The sequence below is a fragment of the Streptomyces blattellae genome (genome assembly GCF_009709555.1).
In the GTDB taxonomy this organism is placed as follows: Bacteria; Actinomycetota; Actinomycetes; order Streptomycetales; family Streptomycetaceae; genus Streptomyces; species Streptomyces blattellae.
This window is the reverse complement of record NZ_WJBG01000112.1, coordinates 231294-249982: the sequence shown is the minus strand read 5'-3', so window position 1 is coordinate 249982 and position 18689 is coordinate 231294. Positions and strand designations below refer to the sequence as shown.

Annotated in this window: 15 protein-coding genes; 6 read left to right on the top strand and 9 right to left on the bottom strand. The window is 68.2% G+C overall.

Annotated features, from left to right (window positions below):
- Positions 1–165: 165 nt before the first annotated feature.
- Positions 166–969 carry an endonuclease I family protein gene (locus tag GFH49_RS06680; RefSeq protein ID WP_155054824.1) on the top strand — a complete coding sequence of 268 codons (804 nt, stop codon included), beginning with the start codon at positions 166–168 and terminating at the stop codon, positions 967–969.
- Positions 970–999: 30 nt separating this feature from the next.
- Here GFH49_RS06680 and GFH49_RS06675 read toward each other — a convergent pair whose 3' ends face one another.
- From GFH49_RS06675 to speB, 3 genes are all read right to left on the bottom strand, one after another.
- Positions 1000–1563 (bottom strand): GNAT family N-acetyltransferase, encoded by a 564-nt coding sequence (locus GFH49_RS06675; RefSeq protein ID WP_230396193.1) that lies wholly within the window; start codon positions 1561–1563, stop codon positions 1000–1002.
- 85 nt (positions 1564–1648) lie between these two features.
- Positions 1649–3334, bottom strand: coding sequence for a thiamine pyrophosphate-binding protein (locus GFH49_RS06670; RefSeq protein WP_155054823.1), 1686 nt, complete (start codon positions 3332–3334; stop codon positions 1649–1651).
- Positions 3331–4311 carry an agmatinase gene (gene speB, locus GFH49_RS06665; protein ID WP_155054822.1) on the bottom strand — a complete coding sequence of 327 codons (981 nt, stop codon included), beginning with the start codon at positions 4309–4311 and terminating at the stop codon, positions 3331–3333. Before speB ends, GFH49_RS06670 begins: the two co-directional genes overlap by 4 nt.
- 293 nt (positions 4312–4604) lie before the next feature.
- Here speB and GFH49_RS06660 point away from each other — a divergent pair, with 293 nt between their 5' ends.
- Complete coding sequence (locus tag GFH49_RS06660; protein ID WP_155054821.1) at positions 4605–5399, top strand: phosphatase; 795 nt, start codon at positions 4605–4607, stop codon at positions 5397–5399.
- Here the strand turns inward: GFH49_RS06660 and GFH49_RS06655 are convergent.
- From GFH49_RS06655 to GFH49_RS06640, 4 genes are all read right to left on the bottom strand, one after another.
- Entirely contained in the window at positions 5392–6270 is an 879-nt protein-coding gene (locus tag GFH49_RS06655; protein WP_155054820.1) for an acyl-CoA thioesterase, read from the bottom strand. The genes GFH49_RS06660 and GFH49_RS06655 overlap by 8 nt on opposite strands.
- 18 nt (positions 6271–6288) lie before the next feature.
- Positions 6289–7446, bottom strand: coding sequence for an acyl-CoA dehydrogenase family protein (locus GFH49_RS06650; RefSeq protein WP_155054819.1), 1158 nt, complete (start codon positions 7444–7446; stop codon positions 6289–6291).
- Between the two features lie 180 nt (positions 7447–7626).
- Positions 7627–8499 carry an RpnC/YadD family protein gene (locus GFH49_RS06645; RefSeq protein ID WP_155054818.1) on the bottom strand — a complete coding sequence of 291 codons (873 nt, stop codon included), beginning with the start codon at positions 8497–8499 and terminating at the stop codon, positions 7627–7629.
- Between the two features lie 49 nt (positions 8500–8548).
- Complete coding sequence (locus GFH49_RS06640) at positions 8549–8962, bottom strand: ATP-binding protein (protein WP_155054817.1); 414 nt, start codon at positions 8960–8962, stop codon at positions 8549–8551.
- A 224-nt stretch (positions 8963–9186) separates the two neighbouring features.
- Here GFH49_RS06640 and GFH49_RS06635 point away from each other — a divergent pair, with 224 nt between their 5' ends.
- Positions 9187–10038 (top strand): helix-turn-helix domain-containing protein, encoded by an 852-nt coding sequence (locus GFH49_RS06635; protein ID WP_155054816.1) that lies wholly within the window; start codon positions 9187–9189, stop codon positions 10036–10038.
- An 8-nt stretch (positions 10039–10046) separates the two neighbouring features.
- On the top strand, positions 10047–10253 hold the full coding sequence (locus GFH49_RS06630) for a DUF397 domain-containing protein (protein WP_196217877.1): 207 nt from the start codon (positions 10047–10049) through the stop codon (positions 10251–10253).
- Positions 10254–10257: 4 nt separating this feature from the next.
- On the opposite strand, the gene GFH49_RS06625 is transcribed toward GFH49_RS06630, so the two are convergent.
- Positions 10258–11025, bottom strand: a complete 768-nt coding sequence (locus GFH49_RS06625) for a sensor domain-containing protein (RefSeq protein ID WP_196217873.1) — start codon at positions 11023–11025, stop codon at positions 10258–10260.
- Positions 11026–11224: 199 nt separating this feature from the next.
- Here GFH49_RS06625 and GFH49_RS06620 point away from each other — a divergent pair, with 199 nt between their 5' ends.
- Positions 11225–11413 (top strand): hypothetical protein, encoded by a 189-nt coding sequence (locus GFH49_RS06620; protein ID WP_155054813.1) that lies wholly within the window; start codon positions 11225–11227, stop codon positions 11411–11413.
- A 564-nt stretch (positions 11414–11977) separates the two neighbouring features.
- Here GFH49_RS06620 and GFH49_RS06615 read toward each other — a convergent pair.
- Positions 11978–18289, bottom strand: a complete 6312-nt coding sequence (locus GFH49_RS06615) for an RICIN domain-containing protein (RefSeq protein WP_230396183.1) — start codon at positions 18287–18289, stop codon at positions 11978–11980.
- On the opposite strand from GFH49_RS06615, the gene GFH49_RS39930 reads away from it, so the two are divergent.
- Entirely contained in the window at positions 18239–18682 is a 444-nt protein-coding gene (locus tag GFH49_RS39930; protein WP_230396182.1) for a hypothetical protein, read from the top strand. The genes GFH49_RS06615 and GFH49_RS39930 overlap by 51 nt on opposite strands.
- Positions 18683–18689 lie beyond the last annotated feature (7 nt).

Genomic DNA, 18689 nt, shown 5'->3' with positions numbered 1-18689 from the left:
CTTCCCGCTCAGGGGCCGCTTCGGTGCGTCAACTCGCGTAGACAAGAGTCGATTTGCCGCCCCCGGTCATCAAATGGACACGCGGAGTCCATTTACACCGCCACATGTCCATGTCACTCTCCCATGTGCCGCCTCCATTCAACCCGCGTAGATGGGACCCCCCTTATGCTGGCGACACGCATCCGGCACTGGAAGCCCGTGGCTCTGACCACCGCGGCCGTCCTGGTCGGCCTCACCGCCTCGACACTGACCGCGACCCCCGCCGCGGCCACGACCACGGCGTACGACGACACGTACTACGCCGACGCCATCGGCAGGACCGGTACGGCGCTGAAGAACTCGCTGCACACGATCATCAGCGACCAGACGACCCTGTCGTACTCGGCGGTCTGGGACGCGCTGAAGGTGACGGACCAGGACCCGAACAACAGCAACAACGTGATCCTGCTGTACTCGGGCATCTCCCGCAGCAAGTCCCTGAACGGCGGCAACACCGGCAACTGGAACCGCGAGCACGTCTGGGCCCAGTCCCACGGCGACTTCGGCACCTCGGCCGGCCCCGGCACCGACCTGCACCACCTCCGCCCCGAGGACGTCCAGGTCAACTCCACCCGCGGAAACAAGGACTTCGACAACGGCGGCAGCAGCTTCACCAACTCCGGCGGCAGCCTCACCGACTCGAACTCCTTCGAGCCCCGCGACGCCGTCAAGGGCGACGTCGCCCGCATGATCCTCTACATGGCCGTCCGCTACGAGGGCGACGACGCCTTCGCCGACCTCGAACCCAACGACTCGGTCTCCAACGGCAGCGTCCCCTACCACGGCCGCCTCTCCGTCCTGAAGCAGTGGAACGACGACGACCCGCCCAACGCCTTCGAGGAAAACCGCAACGAGATCATCTACGACACCTACCAGGGCAACCGCAACCCGTTCATCGACCACCCGGAGTGGGTGGAAGCGATCTGGTAGGTCTCCGGCCGGTCATCCATCCGGCTCCCGTCATCCCCGGGAGCCGGCTCGCAAGCGCTCCGGCCGAGCAGCCGGACCCAGGTCGAGGCGCATACGGACGTAGTTCGCGTCACCAGGACCAGCCCGATGGTGCCCATCGGGCTGCCATCCGTGCCGGGCATAGAAAGCCTGGGCGCGGCGATTGCGCTCCCACGCTTCGAGCACCCCGGCCGTCAAGGACGCGTCGCGAAGGTACCGCACGAAAGCCGCGTGCAGCTGACTGCCGATTCCCTGTCCCCAACACCCCGGTCGGACGTGGATCTGGTGAAGTTGCCCGACAGCCGCTGGGTCCACGTCAGCATCGAGTGGTGGGCCCATCGCCAGGACACCCACCGTCTCGCCTTCTCGCACGGCGCACAGCACCAACCGGGTGTCGCCCTTGATGGCACGCAGCCACATCTCCCGCCGACGAGAGCATGCCTCAGGAGAGGTGAGCTCCGCATCCGGCAATCCACCTGCTCGGTAGTACGCCGTGCGCGCCTGAGTATGCAGGGCGGTGATCTGGTCCAGGTCGTCAGGGCCCGCACTTCGCAGCAAGGCACGTGAAGTCGTCACGATCACGAGACGCAATCACCTCGATGCGCAGTTCCGCGACACTCGACGGTCGCGCCGACTTGGCCGCCCGCTTCGCCGTGCGCCCTCAACCCAGATGCGTCGGCGCGAACATCCGCAGCACCGCCGGGAGCACGACCACAGACGGGCCGGGTGACGCCAGTGCCTTCGCCAGGTCGGCCTCCAAAGCCTCCGGGGTCGTCCGCACCCCCGGCACCCCGAAAGACTCCGCCAGCGCCACATAGTCCGGCCGCGTCAGCTCCGTCGCCGTCGGCTCGCCGAACGCGTCGGTCATGTACTCGCGCAGGATGCCGTAGCCGCCGTCGTCGATGATGAGCCAGGTGACCGGCAGGTCGTACTGCCTGGCCGTCGCCAGCTCGGCGATCGAGTACAGGGCGCCGCCGTCGCCGGACACCGCCAGCACCGGGCGGGCCGGGTCGGCGGCAGCGGCGCCGAGCGCCGCCGGGAAGCCGTAGCCGAGGCCGCCGGCGCCCTGGGCGGAGTGCAGGAGGTTGGGGCCCTTGGCGTCGAAGGCCGACCAGGCCCAGTACGCGAGGATCGTCATGTCCCAGAAGGACGGGGAGTCGGCGGGGAGGGCCCGCCGGACCGACGCCAGCACCCCCTGTTCCAGGGTGAGTTCCTGGGCCGCGATACGGTCGGCGACCTTCGCGAGGACCTCACGGACGCGCTCGGCGGCGCCTGCGTCCTCGCGCGGAGTCACCGTTTCCAGCAGCGCCTGCGACGCAAGCCGCGCGTCCGCGTGGATGCCCAGCGCCGGGTGGTTGGACTCCAGCTTGCCGAGGTCCGCCTCGATCTGGATGACCCGGCCGCGTGGCTTGAACGTGTGGTAGTTGGACGACACCTCTCCCAGACCCGAGCCGACCACCAGCAGGACATCCGCGTCCTCCAGGAAGTCCGTGGTGTGCCGGTCCTCGATCCACGACTGCAGCGAGAGCGGGTGCTTCCAGGGGAACGCGCCCTTGCCGCCGGGCGTGGTGACCACCGGCGCCTGCAGCAGCTCGGCGAGCCGGCGGAGTTTGCCCGAGGCGTCCGCCCGTACCACTCCCCCGCCCGCGATGATCGCCGGGCGGGCCGCCTTCGACAGCAGGTCGGCTGCCAGCGCCGTCAGTTCGGGGCGCGGCGGCAGCTCCTCGGGGAAGGCGTCGCCGCCCGTCACCACCGGGATCGACGTCTCGGCCAGGAGGACGTCCTGCGGGATCTCCACCCACACCGGGCCGTGCGGAGCCGTCAGCGCCGACTTCCAGGCCGCCTCGATCGCGGACGGGATCTGGGACTGGGTGCGGACCGTGTGGACCGATTTCACCACGCCTCTGAACGACGCGGCCTGGTCCGGGAGTTCGTGCAGATAGCCGTGCCGGCCGCCGCCCAGCCCCGCCGTCGGGATCTGGCTGCTGATCGCCAGTACGGGGGCCGAAGCCGCCGCCGCCTCCTGCAGCGCCGCCAGTGACGTCAGCGCGCCCGGCCCCGTCGACAGCAGCAGCGGTGCCGCCTCGCCCGTGATCCGGCCGTACGCGTCGGCCGCGAACCCGGCATTGTTCTCCACGCGCAGGCCGATGTACCGCAGGTCGGAGCGGCGCAGCGCGTCGAACATGCCCAGCGCGTGCTGGCCGGGCAGCCCGAACACCGTCGTGGTGCCCAGCGCCGCCAGCGTCTCCACGACCAGGTCTCCGCCGTTGCGCCCGGGGGGCGGGTTCAGGGCGGCTGCGATCTGTGCCGGCGTCGGGCGGAGCACCAGGTCGTGGTCGTGGGTCACTTGGCTTCCGAGTCCTTCCGGGCCGCCGCGATCTGGCGCGACATGATGGTGGTCAGTTCGTACGCCGTGTGGGACGCGGCCACCGACGTGATCTCGGCGTGATCGTACGCGGGGGCCACCTCGACGACATCCGCCGAGACCAGGTGGCAGTCGGCCAGCCCGCGCAGGATCTCCAGCAGCTCCCTCGACGTCATGCCGCCCGCCTCCGGCGTCCCCGTGCCGGGCGCGTGGGCCGGGTCAAGGCAGTCGATGTCGATGGAGATGTAGAGGGGACGGTCACCGACGCGCCCGCGCAGCTGGTCGGCGATCTCGTCGACGCCGCGCCTCATGACATCCGCCGACGTGACGATGCCGAAGCCCATCTTCTCGTCGTCGGTGAGGTCCTGCCTGCCGTACAGCGGTCCGCGCGTACCGACGTGGGAGAGGGCGGAGGTGTCCAGGATCCCCTCCTCCACCGCCCGCCGGAACGGCGTCCCGTGCGTGTACTCCGCGCCGAAGTACGTGTCCCAGGTGTCGAGGTGCGCGTCGAAGTGCAGCAGCGCCACCGGGCCGTGCTTCCTGGCGACGGAGCGGAGCAGCGGCAGCGCGATGGTGTGGTCGCCGCCCAGCGTCATCAGGCGGGCGCCGGTCCCCAGCAGCTCGTCCGCCGCCGCCTCGATCGTCTCGACGGCCTCGTTGATGTCGAAGGGGTTCACCGCGATGTCCCCGCCGTCCGCGACCTGCGCCAGCGCGAAGGGGGACGCGTCCTGCGCCGGGTTGTACGGGCGCAGCAGCCGGGACGCCTCGCGGATCGCGTTGCCGCCGAAGCGGGCGCCCGGCCGGTAGGAGACGCCCGAGTCGAACGGCACGCCGATCACGGCGACATCGGCGCGGCCGACCTCGTCGAGGCGCGGCAGCCGGGCGAAGGTCGCGGGTCCGGCGTACCGCGGGATGCGGGAGGAGTCGACGGGGCCGCGGGGCGTCTCGGTGCCGCTCATGGACGTATGCCTTCTTTCCTGCACTTCATCATGTATGTACTGCCGCACTACCTTTGTACGCTGTGCCTACGACCCTACGGGGGAGCCGGGAGCCGGGAGCCGGGAGCCGGGGAGCCGGGGAGCGGGGGAGCCGGGAGCCGGGAGCCGGGTCGACACTAGGCGGCCGGAGAGCGGCTGCGAAGACTACGTTTCGTACACCGCGGCGCGACAGAATGGAGGAAACGTCCATCACGTCGGGCCCCGCCACCGGCACGCCGGGGGTTCGCACAGGTGTCTGCCTCACAATGGTTCCCATGCCGATACCCGGGACCCCCAGCCGCGCCGAACTCGTCGACCACCTCGTGAAGACCCGTATCGCGGGCGACGTGGCCACCCCTCGCGAGAACAACCTCTCCCACTATCGCAAGTTGGCCAACGGCGACCGGCACTACCGGCTCGGCCTGGAACTCGGCGAGCGCTGGACGGACGAGCAGGACGTGCTCGCGGTGATGGCGGAGCGGGTGGGCGTGCACGACGACCCGGAGCACCGGTACGGCCAGGACACCATCGACCCCGAGCTGACGGTCGACGCCCTGGAGCGGATGGCGGCCCGGCTGCGCAAGGCGGCCGACGGCGGACAGCGGGTACTGTTCGCCACCGGCCACCCCGGCGGCCTGCTCGACGTGCACCGCGCGACGGCCGCCGCGCTGCGCACGGCCGGCTGCGAGATCGCCGTCATCCCGGACGGGCTGCAGACGGACGAGGGGTACGTCATGCAGTTCGCGGACGTGGCGATGCTGGAGCACGGCGCCACGCTGTGGCACACGCACTCCGGCGACCCTATGCGCGCCATCCTCACCGGCCTGGAGCAGGAGGGCCGCCCGCTGCCCGACCTGGTCGTCGCCGACCACGGCTGGGCCGGATACGCCGCCCAGCACGGCGTCGACTCCGTCGGCTACGCCGACTGCAACGACCCGGCCCTCTTCCTCGCCGAGTCCGAAGGCACCCTCCAGGTCGCGGTCCCCCTCGACGACCACGTCCTCAGTCCGCGGTACTACGACCCGCTGACGGCGTATCTGCTGTCCAAGGCCGGGCTCAGCCTCACCTAGCCCCGGGGCCCCTGGGGGCGCGCACCAAGCCCTCCTGGATCACCGTTATCGCGAGCTGTCCGTCCTGCGTGTAGATACGGCCCTGACCGAGGCCGCGGCCGCCGTGCGCGGAGGGCGACTCCTGGTCGTACAGGAGCCACTCGTCGGCACGGAAGGGCCGGTGGAACCACATCGCGTGGTCCAGGGAGGCGCCGACGACGTCCCCGACCGCCCATCCGCCGCGCCCGTGCGCGAGGAGGATCGAGTCGAGGAGGGTCATGTCGGAGACATAGGTGGCGAGGACCACGTGGAGCAGGGGGTCGTCGGGCAGCTTGCCGTTGGTGCGGAACCACACCTGAGAGTGCGGCTCGCGCGGCTCGCCGTAGCGGCCGTACGGCGGGTCGTCGACATGGCGCAGATCGACGGCGGTCCGCACCTCCAGCATCTTCTCGACGACCTCGGGGGCGAGGTCGTACGCCGACAGCCGTTCCTCGGCGGTGGGGAGGGTGGCCGGGTCGGGGGCGGGCGGCATCAGGGCCTGGTGGTCGAAGCCTTCCTCGTACGTCTGGAAGGAGGCCGAGAGCGCGAAGATCGGCTGCCCGTGCTGGACCGCGACCGCGCGGCGCGTGGTGAAGGAACGGCCGTCGTTCATGCGGTCGACGTTGTAGACGATCGGTGCGCCCGGGTCGCCGATGCGCAGGAAGTACGCGTGGAGGGAGTGGGCGAGACGGCCCTCGGGGACCGTACGCCCGGCGGCGACGAGCGCCTGGGCCGCGACCTGTCCGCCGAAGATGCGCGGGACGACGGCGGACCGGGACTGGCCGCGGAAGATGTTCTCCTCGATCTGCTCCAGGTCGAGCAGATCGAGGAGACCCTGGAGTGCCGGATTCATAGGAGGTGATTTCGGGGCCTACAGGCCCATGTCCTTCGCGATGATCGACTTCATGATCTCGCTGGTGCCGCCGTAGATGCGGTTGACGCGGTTGTCAGCGTACAGGCGGGCGATCGGGTACTCGTTCATGAACCCGTAGCCGCCGTGCAGTTGGAGGCAGCGGTCGATCACGCGGTGCGCGACCTCGGTGCAGAACAGCTTGGCGCTGGCGGCCTCGGCCGGGGTCAGCTCACCGGCGTCGAGCGCCTCCAGCGCACGGTCGACGACCGCCTCCGCCGCGTCCACCTCGGCCTGGCAGGCGGCCAGCTCGAACTTGGTGTTCTGGAACGACGCGACCGGCTTGCCGAAGACGGTGCGCTCCTGGACGTACTCCTTGGCGAACCGGACGGCCGCCTTGGCCTGCGCGTACGCACCGAAGGCGATGCCCCAGCGCTCGGAGGCCAGGTTGTGGCCGAGGTAGGAGAAGCCCTTGTTCTCCTCGCCGAGCAGGTCCTCGACCGGCACCTTGACGTCGACGAACGCCAGCTCGGCGGTGTCGGAGGTCTTCAGCCCGAGCTTGTCGAGCTTGCGGCCTATGGAGTAGCCCTCGGACTTGGTGTCGACGGCGAAGAGGGAGATACCGAAGCGGCGGTCCTCGGCGGTGGGCGCGGAGGTCCGGGCGCAGACGATGACCCGGTCCGCGTGCACGCCACCGGTGATGAAGGTCTTGGAGCCGTTGAGGACGTAGTGCGTGCCGTCCTCGCTGAGCTTGGCGGTGGTCTTCATGCCCGCGAGGTCGGAGCCGGTGCCCGGCTCGGTCATCGCCAGGGCCCACATCTCCTCACCGGAGACGAACTTCGGCAGGTAGCGCTTCTTCTGCTCGTCGGTGGCGAGCATCTTGATGTACGGCAGACCGAGCAGCACGTGCACACCGGAACCGCCGAACTGCACACCCGCGCGGGCCGTCTCCTCGTACATCACGGCCTCGAACTTGTACGAGTCGATACCGGCGCCGCCGAACTCCTCGTCCACGCGGATGCCGAAGATGCCCAGCTCGGCGAGCTTGTAGTAGAAGTCGCGCGGCGCCTGGCCGGCCGCGAACCACTCGTCGTACACCGGTACGACCTCGGCCTCGATGAAGGCGCGAAGGGTCTCCCGGAACGCCTCGTGATCCTCATTGAACACCGTACGGCGCACGGCCGCCTCCTCCACCGGTACATGTCTAAGCGCTTGCTCATTCACCGTACCGGCGAGTACGAATCGGCGTCCAGAGTGGACCGCACGTAACGCTCGTCACGCCGGCGCGCACGAGTGGCGGCGCGCGAAGGGGCCGGATCTGCATGGACGGCTCCGGCCCTGTACGGCTGCGGCTGCGCCCTAATCGACCTGGAACAAATCCTCCGCACTCTCCACGTCCATCGCCCGTCGCGCCCAGAGCGTGAGCAGCCCCTGGTCGGTACACGTCCCCACGCGAGAGCGCACGGCATCGGATACCGGGATGCCGCGCCACTCAAGGATGTTCAGGATCGCCTCGATACGGCCCTCGACACGGCCCTGCTCGCGAATCTCCTCGGCGAGCGGGTGCCGGTAGAAGTAGTGCATCGTCGTCATCAGGTCCCTCCACATCTGCTTGACCTGGGGATCTGCCAGGCATGAGTCGACGAACTGCGCGAAGGCCGCTGCAGTGTCCGGTTCCACTTTCCGCAGGGCGGCTACCAGGGATTCCAGTATGGCGGGAGCCTGCGGACCCCGGCCATGCGTCATGGCCGAAAGCACCGCAAGGGACGGATTCGCCACAGCCTCATCCACGTCCGCGATCAGCGGAACGTTGTCCGGTCCCAGCACGAGGGGGCGAACGGTGAGCGAAGGACACCCTCCCATCCCCAGGTGAATGGGTTGCGCCGCCCATCGGGCCGTGGCGCTGCTCTGCGTGACGACGATGAGTACCGGCTCCCAGTGGTACTTCTCGTACAGATAGCTGAGGTAGTACGGCCAACTGCCGCGCTTCTTCTTGTTGGGCTTCCCCTGCGACTCCACGATCAGGAGGTAGGTGCCTTCGTCGGTCTCCGCCCGCAGCAACGTGTCCACGCGCCGCTCGACCGGCTCGATCTCCGTGAGGTCGATGTTCATGGCGGCGAAGTCGTGCGGCTCGGGGAAGGGGACACGCAACACCTCCTGCAGAGCGTTGGTGAGCAGTGCAGGGTCCTTCTGGAAGATGCGGTGCATCGCCTCGTGCGACGAGCTGACCATCAGCTCTCCTTTCTGTCTTTCTGTCTCTCCGTCAGCCGTGATCAACGAGCTACGCGGCGGCCAGGTCACACCACACGAACTTGCCGCGATTGCCGTGCCGGGACTGCGGCTGCCAGCCCCAGAGGTCGGAGCACGCCCGGACGAGGGCGAGGCCGCGCCCCTGCTCCAGGTCGGCGATGCGGTCCAACTGCCGTGGTGGCTCAGGGGGTTGAGGGTCGCCGTCCCACGCGCCGATCCGCAGGACGCCCGCCGACCAGGACACGCGCAGGTCGGCGCGGCCCTTGGTGTGGCGTACGGCATTGGCGACCAACTCCGCGGCGAGGAGTTCGGCGACGTCGACGAGGTTGATCAGGCCGTGCATGGCGAGGATGAGGCGGAGCGTGCGGCGGCTGATGGTGACGGCTCGGGGGTCGTTGGGGATGGAGAGGACGTACTGCCAGGGTTCGGGGTTGTTTTCGGGCATGGGTCAGCTCCTGTCGGCGGGAGGGGAGTTGAGGGGCGGGCCGGTGGCAGTGCCGCAGCCGTCTTGGCAGGACGGAGCGGTGCGCTTCCGGATCCCGGCGATTCCGCAGCGTGTGCGGCGCAGCACTGACGGTATTTCCTAAACTTAGGAATCCGCAACCCGTTGCCGTACTCTGACCCCCGAACGGGGCACGTGTGCCAGGCAGTTGAAACGAGGAGGTGCGAGTGCCGCCGAAGAGGCATCTCACGGCTCGCAGAGTGCGCCTGGGCGCTGAGCTGCGCAAACTGCGCGAAGCAGCCGGCATGAAGGCCCGGGAAGCCGCAGCACTGCTCGGTGCGGACTCGGTTCAGATGAGTCAGATCGAGTCCGGCGTCGCCGGGGTGAGCCCAGAGCGCGTACGCCGCCTCGCGGCCCACTACGCCTGCACGGACGAGGCCTTGATCGAAGCGCTGGTGGGCATGGCCATCGATCGCACGCGAGGTTGGTGGGAGGACTACCGCGGGGTGCTACCCCCGGTGTTCCTGAACACCGCCGAAGTGGAACACCACGCGACGTTCCTGCGCGAGGTGGTGATCACCCACGTTCCCGGGCTGCTCCAGACCGCCGACTACGCCCGCGCCGTCTACTCGTTCATGGTCCCCGGGCTGCCAGAGAGTGAGCTGAACCCTCGCGTGGAGCACCGGATGAAGCGGAGGGCGGCCATCGAGAGCGACAACCCCACGCCGTACGAGACACTCATCCATGAATTCGCCCTGCGCATCCGGGTGTCCGATCGCAGCGTGGCACGCGCTCAACTCCGGCAGATCCTGGACCAGATCGAGCGGGGGCATGCCACAGTGCGCATCATCCCAACCGACCAGGACGGCTTCGCCGGTGCCGGAGCTTCGATGATGTACGCAGGCGGCCCCGTACCCCAGCTGGACACCGGACTACGTGATGCCCCCACCGGCACCGCATTCATCGACGCGGAACCCCAACTGAAGCTGCTTCGAACGCTTTTCCATAGGGTGGAGAAGGCGGCGCTGAACCCAACGGCGTCCCGGGACCTCATCCACCGTGTGACGAAGGAACTGTGATGCGCACGATGACTCAGGCCTTGCACTGGCAGAAGTCGACCTTTTCCGACGGAGGCGACGGCAACACCTGCGTCGAACTCGCCACCTCCTCCCCCACCGCAACCCACCTCCGCGAAAGCGACACCCCCACCACCCACCTCACCACCGCCCCCGACGCCCTCGCCCACCTCCTGGCAGGCATACGCACCGGGGCCGTCACCTCGCCCCCCTCCTGACGAGTCAGTCGAGCTTCGCGTCCTGGGTCTCGACCAGGACGGTGGGGAAGTCCCAGTCGTCGGTGGACTTGGCGTCGTCGTTGACCGCGCTGACCTGGACGACGAGGCCGCCCTCTCGGAAGACCACCGCCCTCGTCGAGCCGGAGAGATCGCCGTCGTCGCTACTCTCCACGGCGAAGGCGACAGCCTCGTCACCGGCGTCGGGCGCGGTGTCGGCTTCCACCCTCTCGCCGGTGCCGATGGACGAGAACCCACCCTCGCACGTGGCGATCGAGCCCCTCAGCGAGTCGAGTGCCGCTCTGGCCTGGGACGGGGTGTCGTAGGAAGCGAGGGTGACGGTGGTGTGGATGACGGTGAACGCCGCGTCCAGTTCCTCGGACGTCTCCGCCGCGTCGATGGCGCGGTCGTCGAGCTCCGAGTCCATCCGCCGCTGAGCGGTGGCCGCCGGGTCACCCAGGGCCACGTCATACATGGCCTGGCTGACGGGGGCGCAGTCCGCCTCGTCCGTGCGCACGTCGTGCTGCGTGAACGCCTCGGTTTCGTCGAGTTCGCGGACCGTGAACCCCTTGACGTCACCCGCCGTCAGGGACAGCTTGTCCAACTGGGCGGCGGAGAGAGCCGACGAGGCGCTCTCGGTCCTGGGGACGGAGGCAGGACTCTCGACTGCACCGTTCTCGCCGCTGCCGCATGCCGCGATCAGAGCGAGGGGAAGGACGAGGCCGACGGCGACATGGATGCGACGCGAACTGGCGGGTATACGGGTGGTGTCCATTAAACCGGGAATCTCCGTTCTACGTTCTCTGTGCTGCATTGACTGCAAGCCGGAACCGAACGCTGACGCGTCGGCCCCGGCTACGCGTGGGGTGTGAGCGGATCAGGCCGGCTTGTCGGACCGGGTGGTGACAGGCCGGTAGGGAAAATGAAGTCCTCGCCGGAGACCATGGAGCCCGCGTTGGCGAGTCTTCGAAGCTGTGCAGTGCAAGGAACTCCTCGGCCACGCCCACACCGGCGTAAACGCCATCGTCTACGCCCACGTCCGGCTCCGCCTCCAGCGCGACGCCATCGACCTCCTCAGCCACGCCCTCCATGGCCCCGCCGGGGCCGTCAACCGGCTCGATGAAGGCGGCGAACCGCCCCTCAGCGCCGCACCCGTCCGCTGACGTTGCCGTCAACTACTGCCGTCAGATACCCCGGAGGCCCCACCGGAAGAAATCTCCGGTGGGGCCTCTGCACTATTTCCAAAGAGTCGCCTCGGAAGTTCTCAGCCGCACAGAATTATTCCGAATCCGCCGGATCAGAATCCGTCACTGAGGGTCGGACCCCAAGGCATGAAATTACCTTCTCGAAGCCCGACGTCAGGAAGATCTGGAAGTAGTACCCGCCCGTCGGGCGATCATCGACATATCCGACGAGGAGTTCCGTATCTGCACACGCTTTGAGATCGGCAACTGCCTCAGCTACACCGATTGAAGGTTGCCCGGTTCGATTCATGGTCCGCATCCGACGGGAATAGATGGACGCGATCTCCCGCGTCGATGTCGGCTCGATCCATACTTCAAAATCGGCACCGCCAGTCAATGCGGACCTACAAAGGCGGAAGATCTCCCTATCACCTACGAGGAGTTCGGCGAGTTCCATCCGCTCCAAGTCACTTACCTCCAGGTCATAGCCTGCTGGGGCCAAGTTGTCGTGCTCGACCCCAGCAGGCTGTCTCATGCAGGACCCTACCCCCCTGGCAGAGTCCACGGCCCTCTGTTGATACTGATCTCCGCGCCTCCTACCGGGCCTCGGAGCGCGTGCTCCATCTCCTCGTACGATTCCAAGTCCGTGCCGTGAATCTGAGTGTCGATTCCCTTCGGAACACTGGATCTTGGAATCCTCAGAACGATTCCACCCGGACCAAGCTCCTCTGCGGCATCAAGGGCCACGCCTTCATAGTCGTGGGTCCACGAGGTGAACTCGCTTTCGGTATTACCTCCTGCATGGCGCCCAGGGTCGGAATGGCCACCTCTGGGCACTGCACGTCCCTGAAGGGCATCGTCATACGCGGGATGCCCCTTGGGAATTCCGCGATAGAGATAGTCGCCCGCTTCATTGCAGTTGTGCACCAAGACCGGGGTAGTTCCAGCCAGCACATAGTACGTATGCAGATCACTGACCGTGAGGTTGTGGACCGTGGCATCCGGTGTCGTCCAGCGCTGGACTGCCGTGACCTGGACGTAGGTCCCCGCGCCGGTCTGGAGCCACTGGCCGGCCGTCAACGCGGTCGCGTCGATCCATTCGCTCAGTTCCGGGACCCAGAAGGGGTGGCCGTCGGTCGCTGTGATGTCGGCGGTTGCGTGGCCCTGGTTGCCGTCGGTGTCGATGGTGACCTTCACCAGGTGCTTGACGCCCTCGCCCTTGATCTCGGCGGTGACGGTCTCGACGCTCGTCTCGCCGGTCTCCGGGTCGGTGGCCAAGACCTGGTCGCCGTTCTTCACCTCCTCGATCGGCTTGCTGGTGCCGTCGGCCATCAGCACCGGCGTGCCCGGGGTGAAGCTGTTGCTCTCGCAGCTGGTCTTGGCGCCCGGTCTCGCTTTGGCCTTCTGGTAGCCGGTCTTGACCGCTTCCTCGGACTTGGCCGTGGCCTTCTGGGTTTTCTGGGCGGTATTGCCGGTCTTCTGGGCGGCCCTCTTCGCCGCTCTGGTTGTGGCTTCCTGTGCCTTCTTCTTCAGTTGTGCGGCGCGTTCCGCTGCCCGCTTCCTGATCTCGTTCGCCTTACGGACCGCCTCGCGGGCCTTCCGCACCGTCTCAAGAATCTTGCGGGCCTTCTCCTTGGCCTTCTGCCACGCTTGCACCGCATCGATGGCTTTTCTGACGGCCTTGACCGCTGTCCATGCCTTGCCCATCCCCCCGAAGAAGCTCACCAGCGTGTTGCCGCACGCCCATACATCTCCGCGGGTGACACAGTCCACGAAGTCCTTCCACCCCAGGAACTCGGACACCATCGCCCAGCCGCTGCTCCGGATGACCTGCGACACGGTCGTGTTCAACTGCTCGTTGGCCCACGCTTCTTCCACCGAGGACGGACCGCTGTAGCCGTCATTGCCGCCCTCCGACATCAGGCCGGTGGGATCGGCGAACGTCACCGGGTTGTTCTCGCAGTACACGTACCCGTTCATCTGGACCGGGTCCGCCAGGTCCAGAACCGGGTCGGCGGACAGGAAACGGCCCGTGACCGGGTCGTACTCCCGCGCCCCCAGGTGGACCAGGCCGCTGGCGTTGTCGTCGTCACCGCCGACGTACGACCGGCCCGAGCGCCAGGTCGCGCTCTCCGCACGCTCGTTGCCGAAGGGGTCGGTCTTGGAGAACTTGACCTTGTTGCCCTCGGCAAGGGTCACGTTCACGTACGCGGTGCCGTTCTGGTCGGCCACCTGGACCGACAGCTCCCCGGTCCCGCCGCCCGACGCGTGGCGCAGCACGGTCGGCGCACCCGGCTGGGCGTAATAGCGCTCGGCGGAGGACTGGGCGCCGTCGGCGTTCAGTGAGATCGTCGCTTCGCCCAGGTACAGGGTGCGTTCGGTCGCCGAGATGGCCATCAGGCGGGCGCCGTCACCGCCGTAGACATACTCCGTCTCCGTGTCCGGCGTCCACGACTGCGCCTGCCCGTTCGCGTCGCAGGTGTACAGCTGCAGGTCCGTGCCGTTCGCGGAGTTCGAGCCCGGGACGTCCAGGCACTTGCCCGAGGAGACGTGCTTGAGCTTGTGGCCCGCGGAGATCGTCGTCCACTGCTGGCCCGCATCGCCGGTGCAGTCCGCGATCACCACCGGGGTGCCGTTGGCGCTGCCGCCGCTCTTCGGCACCACGCACTTGCCCAGCACCTTCAGCGCGCCCGTCGAGGGGCTCGCCTCCGACTCCGAGTCGATCCGCAGCTGCTGCGCCTTGGTGCCGTTGCACGACCACAGTTGCAGCGCCGTGCCCGCGGCGGTCGACGCGGCCGACAGGTCCAGGCACTTGCCCGCGATGCCCGCCCACGCGCCGGCCCCGTTCTCGCCGAACCCGGTGACCTTCTCGACCTGCCCGTCCCACGTCCACTCCAGCGCCTGCTCGTCGCCGTCCGTGCCGCGGGTCTCCGTGTTTCCGGATGCGTCGTACGTCAGCGTCGACGCCTTCGTGACCTGCGCGCCGCTGTCGGCCCGGTACGTGGTCGACGTGCCGGTGAGCGTGTGCGGCTGGGTGCCGTCCGCGGCGCCGTACGCGTACGAAGTCGTCGCGTCCTTGGAGGAGTCCAGGCCCGGGTCGTGCTCGACCAGCTTCGTGCGGTTGCCCATCGCGTCGTAGCTGTACGACTGCCAGTAACCGTCGTTCGCGGCCGTGACGTTGACCGTGCCGTCGTCGTACCTGGGTGCCGCGACCGACTTGCCCGTGGGCGCGCAGGACGCCGGACTCGTCCATGCCTCGGTCAGCTGCCCCAACGCGTCATAGGTGAAGCACTGCCGGTCCGTGACACCGTCCACCCGGTCGGCGATCGAGGTGACGTTGCCCGCCGGATCGTAGGCGTAGGTACGGGAGTTGACTCGGTTGCCGGACACCGTCGTCGTGTCGCTGACGGACTCCCGGTCGACGATGCTCTGTTGCAGCTCACCGGTCGACTCGTCGAACAGGTTGGTCGTCCATACCCGGTAGGGCAGTTCGCCAGTGACCGTGCGCAGCACCTCGCCGTGCGGGGAGTAGGTGGTCTCCGCGGTGTACCAGGTGTCGCCGGAGGTCGAGACGGGCAGGCCGTCCTCGTTGTGCCGGATCTCCAGCGTTTCGGCGCCGAGCGTGCCCACCGCCGGAAGCGACGTGGAAGTCAGCAGGCCCGTCTTCGAGTAGGTGTAGCCGTATTCGTACGAGTCGTCGAGGCCGTACGAGGCAGCGACGAGGGGCGGCAGCTGGACCTTCGTGCCGGTCGGCTGGTAGTCCGCCGTGTAGCCGGTGACACCCGTGGTGTATCCCGTGCCGTCGTCGGTGTACCGCGTCGACGAGGTCGGCAGGCCCAGGCCGCCGGGCAGCGTGTCGTAAAGGGTCGTCGCCAGCAGCTTGCCGTCCTGGTTGCCGAGGCGCTGCTCGGTGACCCGCGACAGGCCGTCGTACCTGTTCCATACGACCACTCCGCGCGCGTCCCTCACGGTCACCGGGCGGTTCGCGTCGTCGTACGTCGTCCGCGTCTCGCCGGTGTCCGGGTCCACGGACCGGATCTCCCGGCCCCGCGCGTCGAACTGCCACGTCCAGCGATTGCCCTCGGAGTCCTCCGCGCCGGTCATGTCCCCGCGCTCGTCGAACTCGTACGTCGTGGAGCGGTACTTCGTGCGCGCCGCGTCCGTGAAGGTGTCCACGCGGACCGTGCGGCCCAGCGCGTCGGTGTAACTGCGCTGCGCCGCGCCGCCCTCGGGCTCGATCACGGTGGAGTTGTCGTAGCCGTACTGGTAGCGCGTCGCCTTCCCGGACTTCTCCTTGCCCGATTCGTACGGCGTCTCCGACAGGACCCGGCCCAGACCGTCGTACGCGTAGAGCGTCGCGTTCGGCACCTGCGAGTCCGAGTCCAGTTCGAAGGGGATCGTGGACGGCTCACCTGGCGCGTAGTACGCGTTGTTGGTCTGCGCGATGGTGCCGTTGGCGCTGTAGAGGACGTCCGTGATCAGCCGGCCCTCGCCGACCGCCGGAGTCTGCTTCTGCCGCTCGCGGCCGAGACCGTCGTAGATCACCACGCTGTCCGCGTAGGTGCCCGCGTCGGTGAGCGTCGAGGTCACCACCGACACCGGCTCACCGATCGTGGTGTCGTACGCGATCTTCACCGCGGGCGTGGTGGATGTGGTCTTGGTCGCGTCGCCCCAGGTGGCCGTCGTCCGGCCCAGGGCGTCGTAGGCGTAATGGGTGGTACGGCTGTTGGCGTCCTCCTCCTTCCATGAGGTGCCGCGGCCGGGCTCCAGGAAGGTCTTCGCCGTGTGGCGCAGTTCGTTGGTCGTGACGATCGAGTACACCTGACCGTGGTCGGGGATGTACGTCGTGGTGTCGGTACTGCCAGCGGCGTCGTCCGCGGACTTCACCCGGCCGTACTCGTCGTAGGTGATCGTGCCGCTGAGTTTCCAGGCGCCGCCGTTGCCGCTGACGTCGTAGGTCCGCGTGGGCAGGCCGGTGGTCGGCGCGTCACCGACCTCCCCGTCGTCGTACGCGACCCGGGCGCCCGAGATCCAGTCGTCGGCCGTCGCCGTGGACGCCTGCGCGCAGGTGCCCGCCGTGGTCAGCGTCTGCTTGTCCAGACCGATCAGGTGAGCGTCGGTGTTGTGGACATACGACGTGACCGTGCAGGACTCGTCGCCCTCCTTGTCGACATCGCCCCACGACTCGACCTGGACGGGCAGGCCGTACTTGGCCTCGTAAGTGGTGCTGGTTTCCGTGGTGCGCCACTGCTTCGCCCCACTCGACGTGTCCGAGGCGCGGGTCACCGTGATGGTGTCGCTGTCCAGGACCCGGTACGCCCTGAGCGGGGGAATGCCGTCGCCGCGCGGGCGGGTGGCGAGGACGGTCGCGGTCGGTCTGTCGACGGTGCGGGTGACCAGTTCGCCGCCCGCACCGGTGTAAGTGAGAGTTTCGGCGACCCGGCCCTGGAATGCCTCCGAGTCCCGGGCGATCTCGGCGCCCTCGGCGTCGCGGACGGTCACCGAGCGGGCGGAGCCGCCGGGCAGCGGATCGCCGTCCATGCCGCGGAAGTAGCGGGTCGCGGACATGGATTGCTTCGTGCTCATGTACGGGGTGCTTGAATCCTCCCCCGTGTACGTCGTGACCAGGGAGAAGCCTCGCCACTGGTCATAGGTGCGGGTCTTCTTCTTGGAGAACTCGGCCTGGTTCAGCGCCCAGGCGCCGCCGGTGCCGCCGTAGTCGTACGTGGTCGTCACGTCCGGGACACCGACGACGGCCGGCTTCTCCTCGACGAAGTCGACTACGTACTTGTTGAACCAGCTGAGGCTTTCGTCGGCTTTGTCGGGGTCTGGATGCCAGTAGACCGGGAAGCACAGCCCGGTGTTCGACTCCGGCTCGGGGAAACCACTGCCTGTCTTGCAGGCGCCCTCGGGCTTGTTGTACTCGACCAGGGTCTCGCCGCCGTACTCACTGACGACCCGTGCGATGCGCAGCCGGTCGAAGACGGGATTCTTGTCGGCCGCACCCTCCCGCACCCGGTTGGGCATGGACTCGCTGTTCGCGACGAAGCGCACCGGGTTGAGTCTCTTTGTGGTCTCGCCGTCGGGTGCGTAGCCGGTCCGGGTGATGGACTCCAGCCACAGCGCCGCGCCCTCGTCCGTCGCGTCGGCGGGCAGCGACTGCTGGAGTGTCCAGCTGTCGACCGGCGTCTGAGCGGTGGAGCCCTCGGTGCGCTGGGCCTTGGTGGTGACCGTGGCGAGCCGCTTGCGCGACCAGAAGGTGGGCACGGGCACGTAGCATTCCTCGCCGCTCCTGCCCGAGCAGTACAGGTCGGCCGGGGTGTCGTACCAGATGCGGTTCTTGTCGTGGTCTCCGGACGTGAAGTTGGTCTCGGTGCAGACTCCTTCGCCGAAGCAGCGTTCGTCCACTTCGAAGTCGACACGGGCGATGGGCTCGTTGTCGAGGGTGGAGTCGTCCTGGTCGTAGCTCTCGCGCTGGCCGTACTTGATGGACCGGAGGTAGCCGCCCCGGTGGTAGAGCACCGGGGCGTCGTACTTCATGTTCTTGGCGTAGTAGTTGTTCTCGCGCCCCCACCACAGGGACATGGCGTTGCCCTGCGGATCGACCACGTAGTCGAGGTTCCAGCGCCAGGCCTGATCGCAGAAGGAGTCCGCGAACTTCTCGGCGTGGCAGGGCTCCTCGTCCTGGTTGCCCGCCACGGGCACGGACAGCACGGAGGCGGTGGTCGCGTCGCCGTCCTCCCAGCCGGGGAGCTTGTTCCGGCCGAAGTAGTACTGGGTGCCGTCCCGGGTGGTGACGCGCCAGTGCTCGCCGTCGTCGCCGTTGGCGAAGTCGGTGTTCTTCAGCAGTTCCACGCGCGAGCCGTCGCCGTTGGCGGTGACCCAGCTGTCACCCACGGCTTTGGCTCCGTCGGGGAGCACCAGCTCGGTCGTCGTGCCGCCGAGGGTGAGCACCGCGTTGTACGACCCCCAGCACAGGTCGCTGGTCTTGCCTCACTGTCCACGGCCGCCGGTTCCCTGAACGGCAAGGACACCGTCTACGCCGAGGGCTGGAGCGAGGCCACCACACCCGTCACCCACCTCTACGGCACCCCGGACGTCAACGGGGACGACATCCCCGACATCTGGGCCCTCGCCTCCGACGGGAGCATCGCCCTGCACACGGGCGGCCGGAACACCATCGGCGACGCCACCACGGTGCAGTCCGCGGCCAGTGAATGGGGCGTCAACAAGCTGACCTTCGGCTGACGGAAGA

Bases quoted from the DNA above. Each gene is read 5' to 3' on its own strand.
- GFH49_RS06680 (WP_155054824.1), top strand. From the start codon at position 166: ATGCTGGCGACACGCATCCGGCACTGGAAGCCCGTGGCTCTGACCACC.
- speB (WP_155054822.1), bottom strand. From the start codon at position 4,311: ATGAGCGGCACCGAGACGCCCCGCGGCCCCGTCGACTCCTCCCGCATC.
- GFH49_RS06660 (WP_155054821.1), top strand. From the start codon at position 4,605: ATGCCGATACCCGGGACCCCCAGCCGCGCCGAACTCGTCGACCACCTC.
- GFH49_RS06655 (WP_155054820.1), bottom strand. From the start codon at position 6,270: ATGAATCCGGCACTCCAGGGTCTCCTCGATCTGCTCGACCTGGAGCAG.
- GFH49_RS06645 (WP_155054818.1), bottom strand. From the start codon at position 8,499: ATGGTCAGCTCGTCGCACGAGGCGATGCACCGCATCTTCCAGAAGGAC.
- GFH49_RS06640 (WP_155054817.1), bottom strand. From the start codon at position 8,962: ATGCCCGAAAACAACCCCGAACCCTGGCAGTACGTCCTCTCCATCCCC.
- GFH49_RS06630 (WP_196217877.1), top strand. From the start codon at position 10,047: ATGACTCAGGCCTTGCACTGGCAGAAGTCGACCTTTTCCGACGGAGGC.
- GFH49_RS06625 (WP_196217873.1), bottom strand. From the start codon at position 11,025: ATGGACACCACCCGTATACCCGCCAGTTCGCGTCGCATCCATGTCGCC.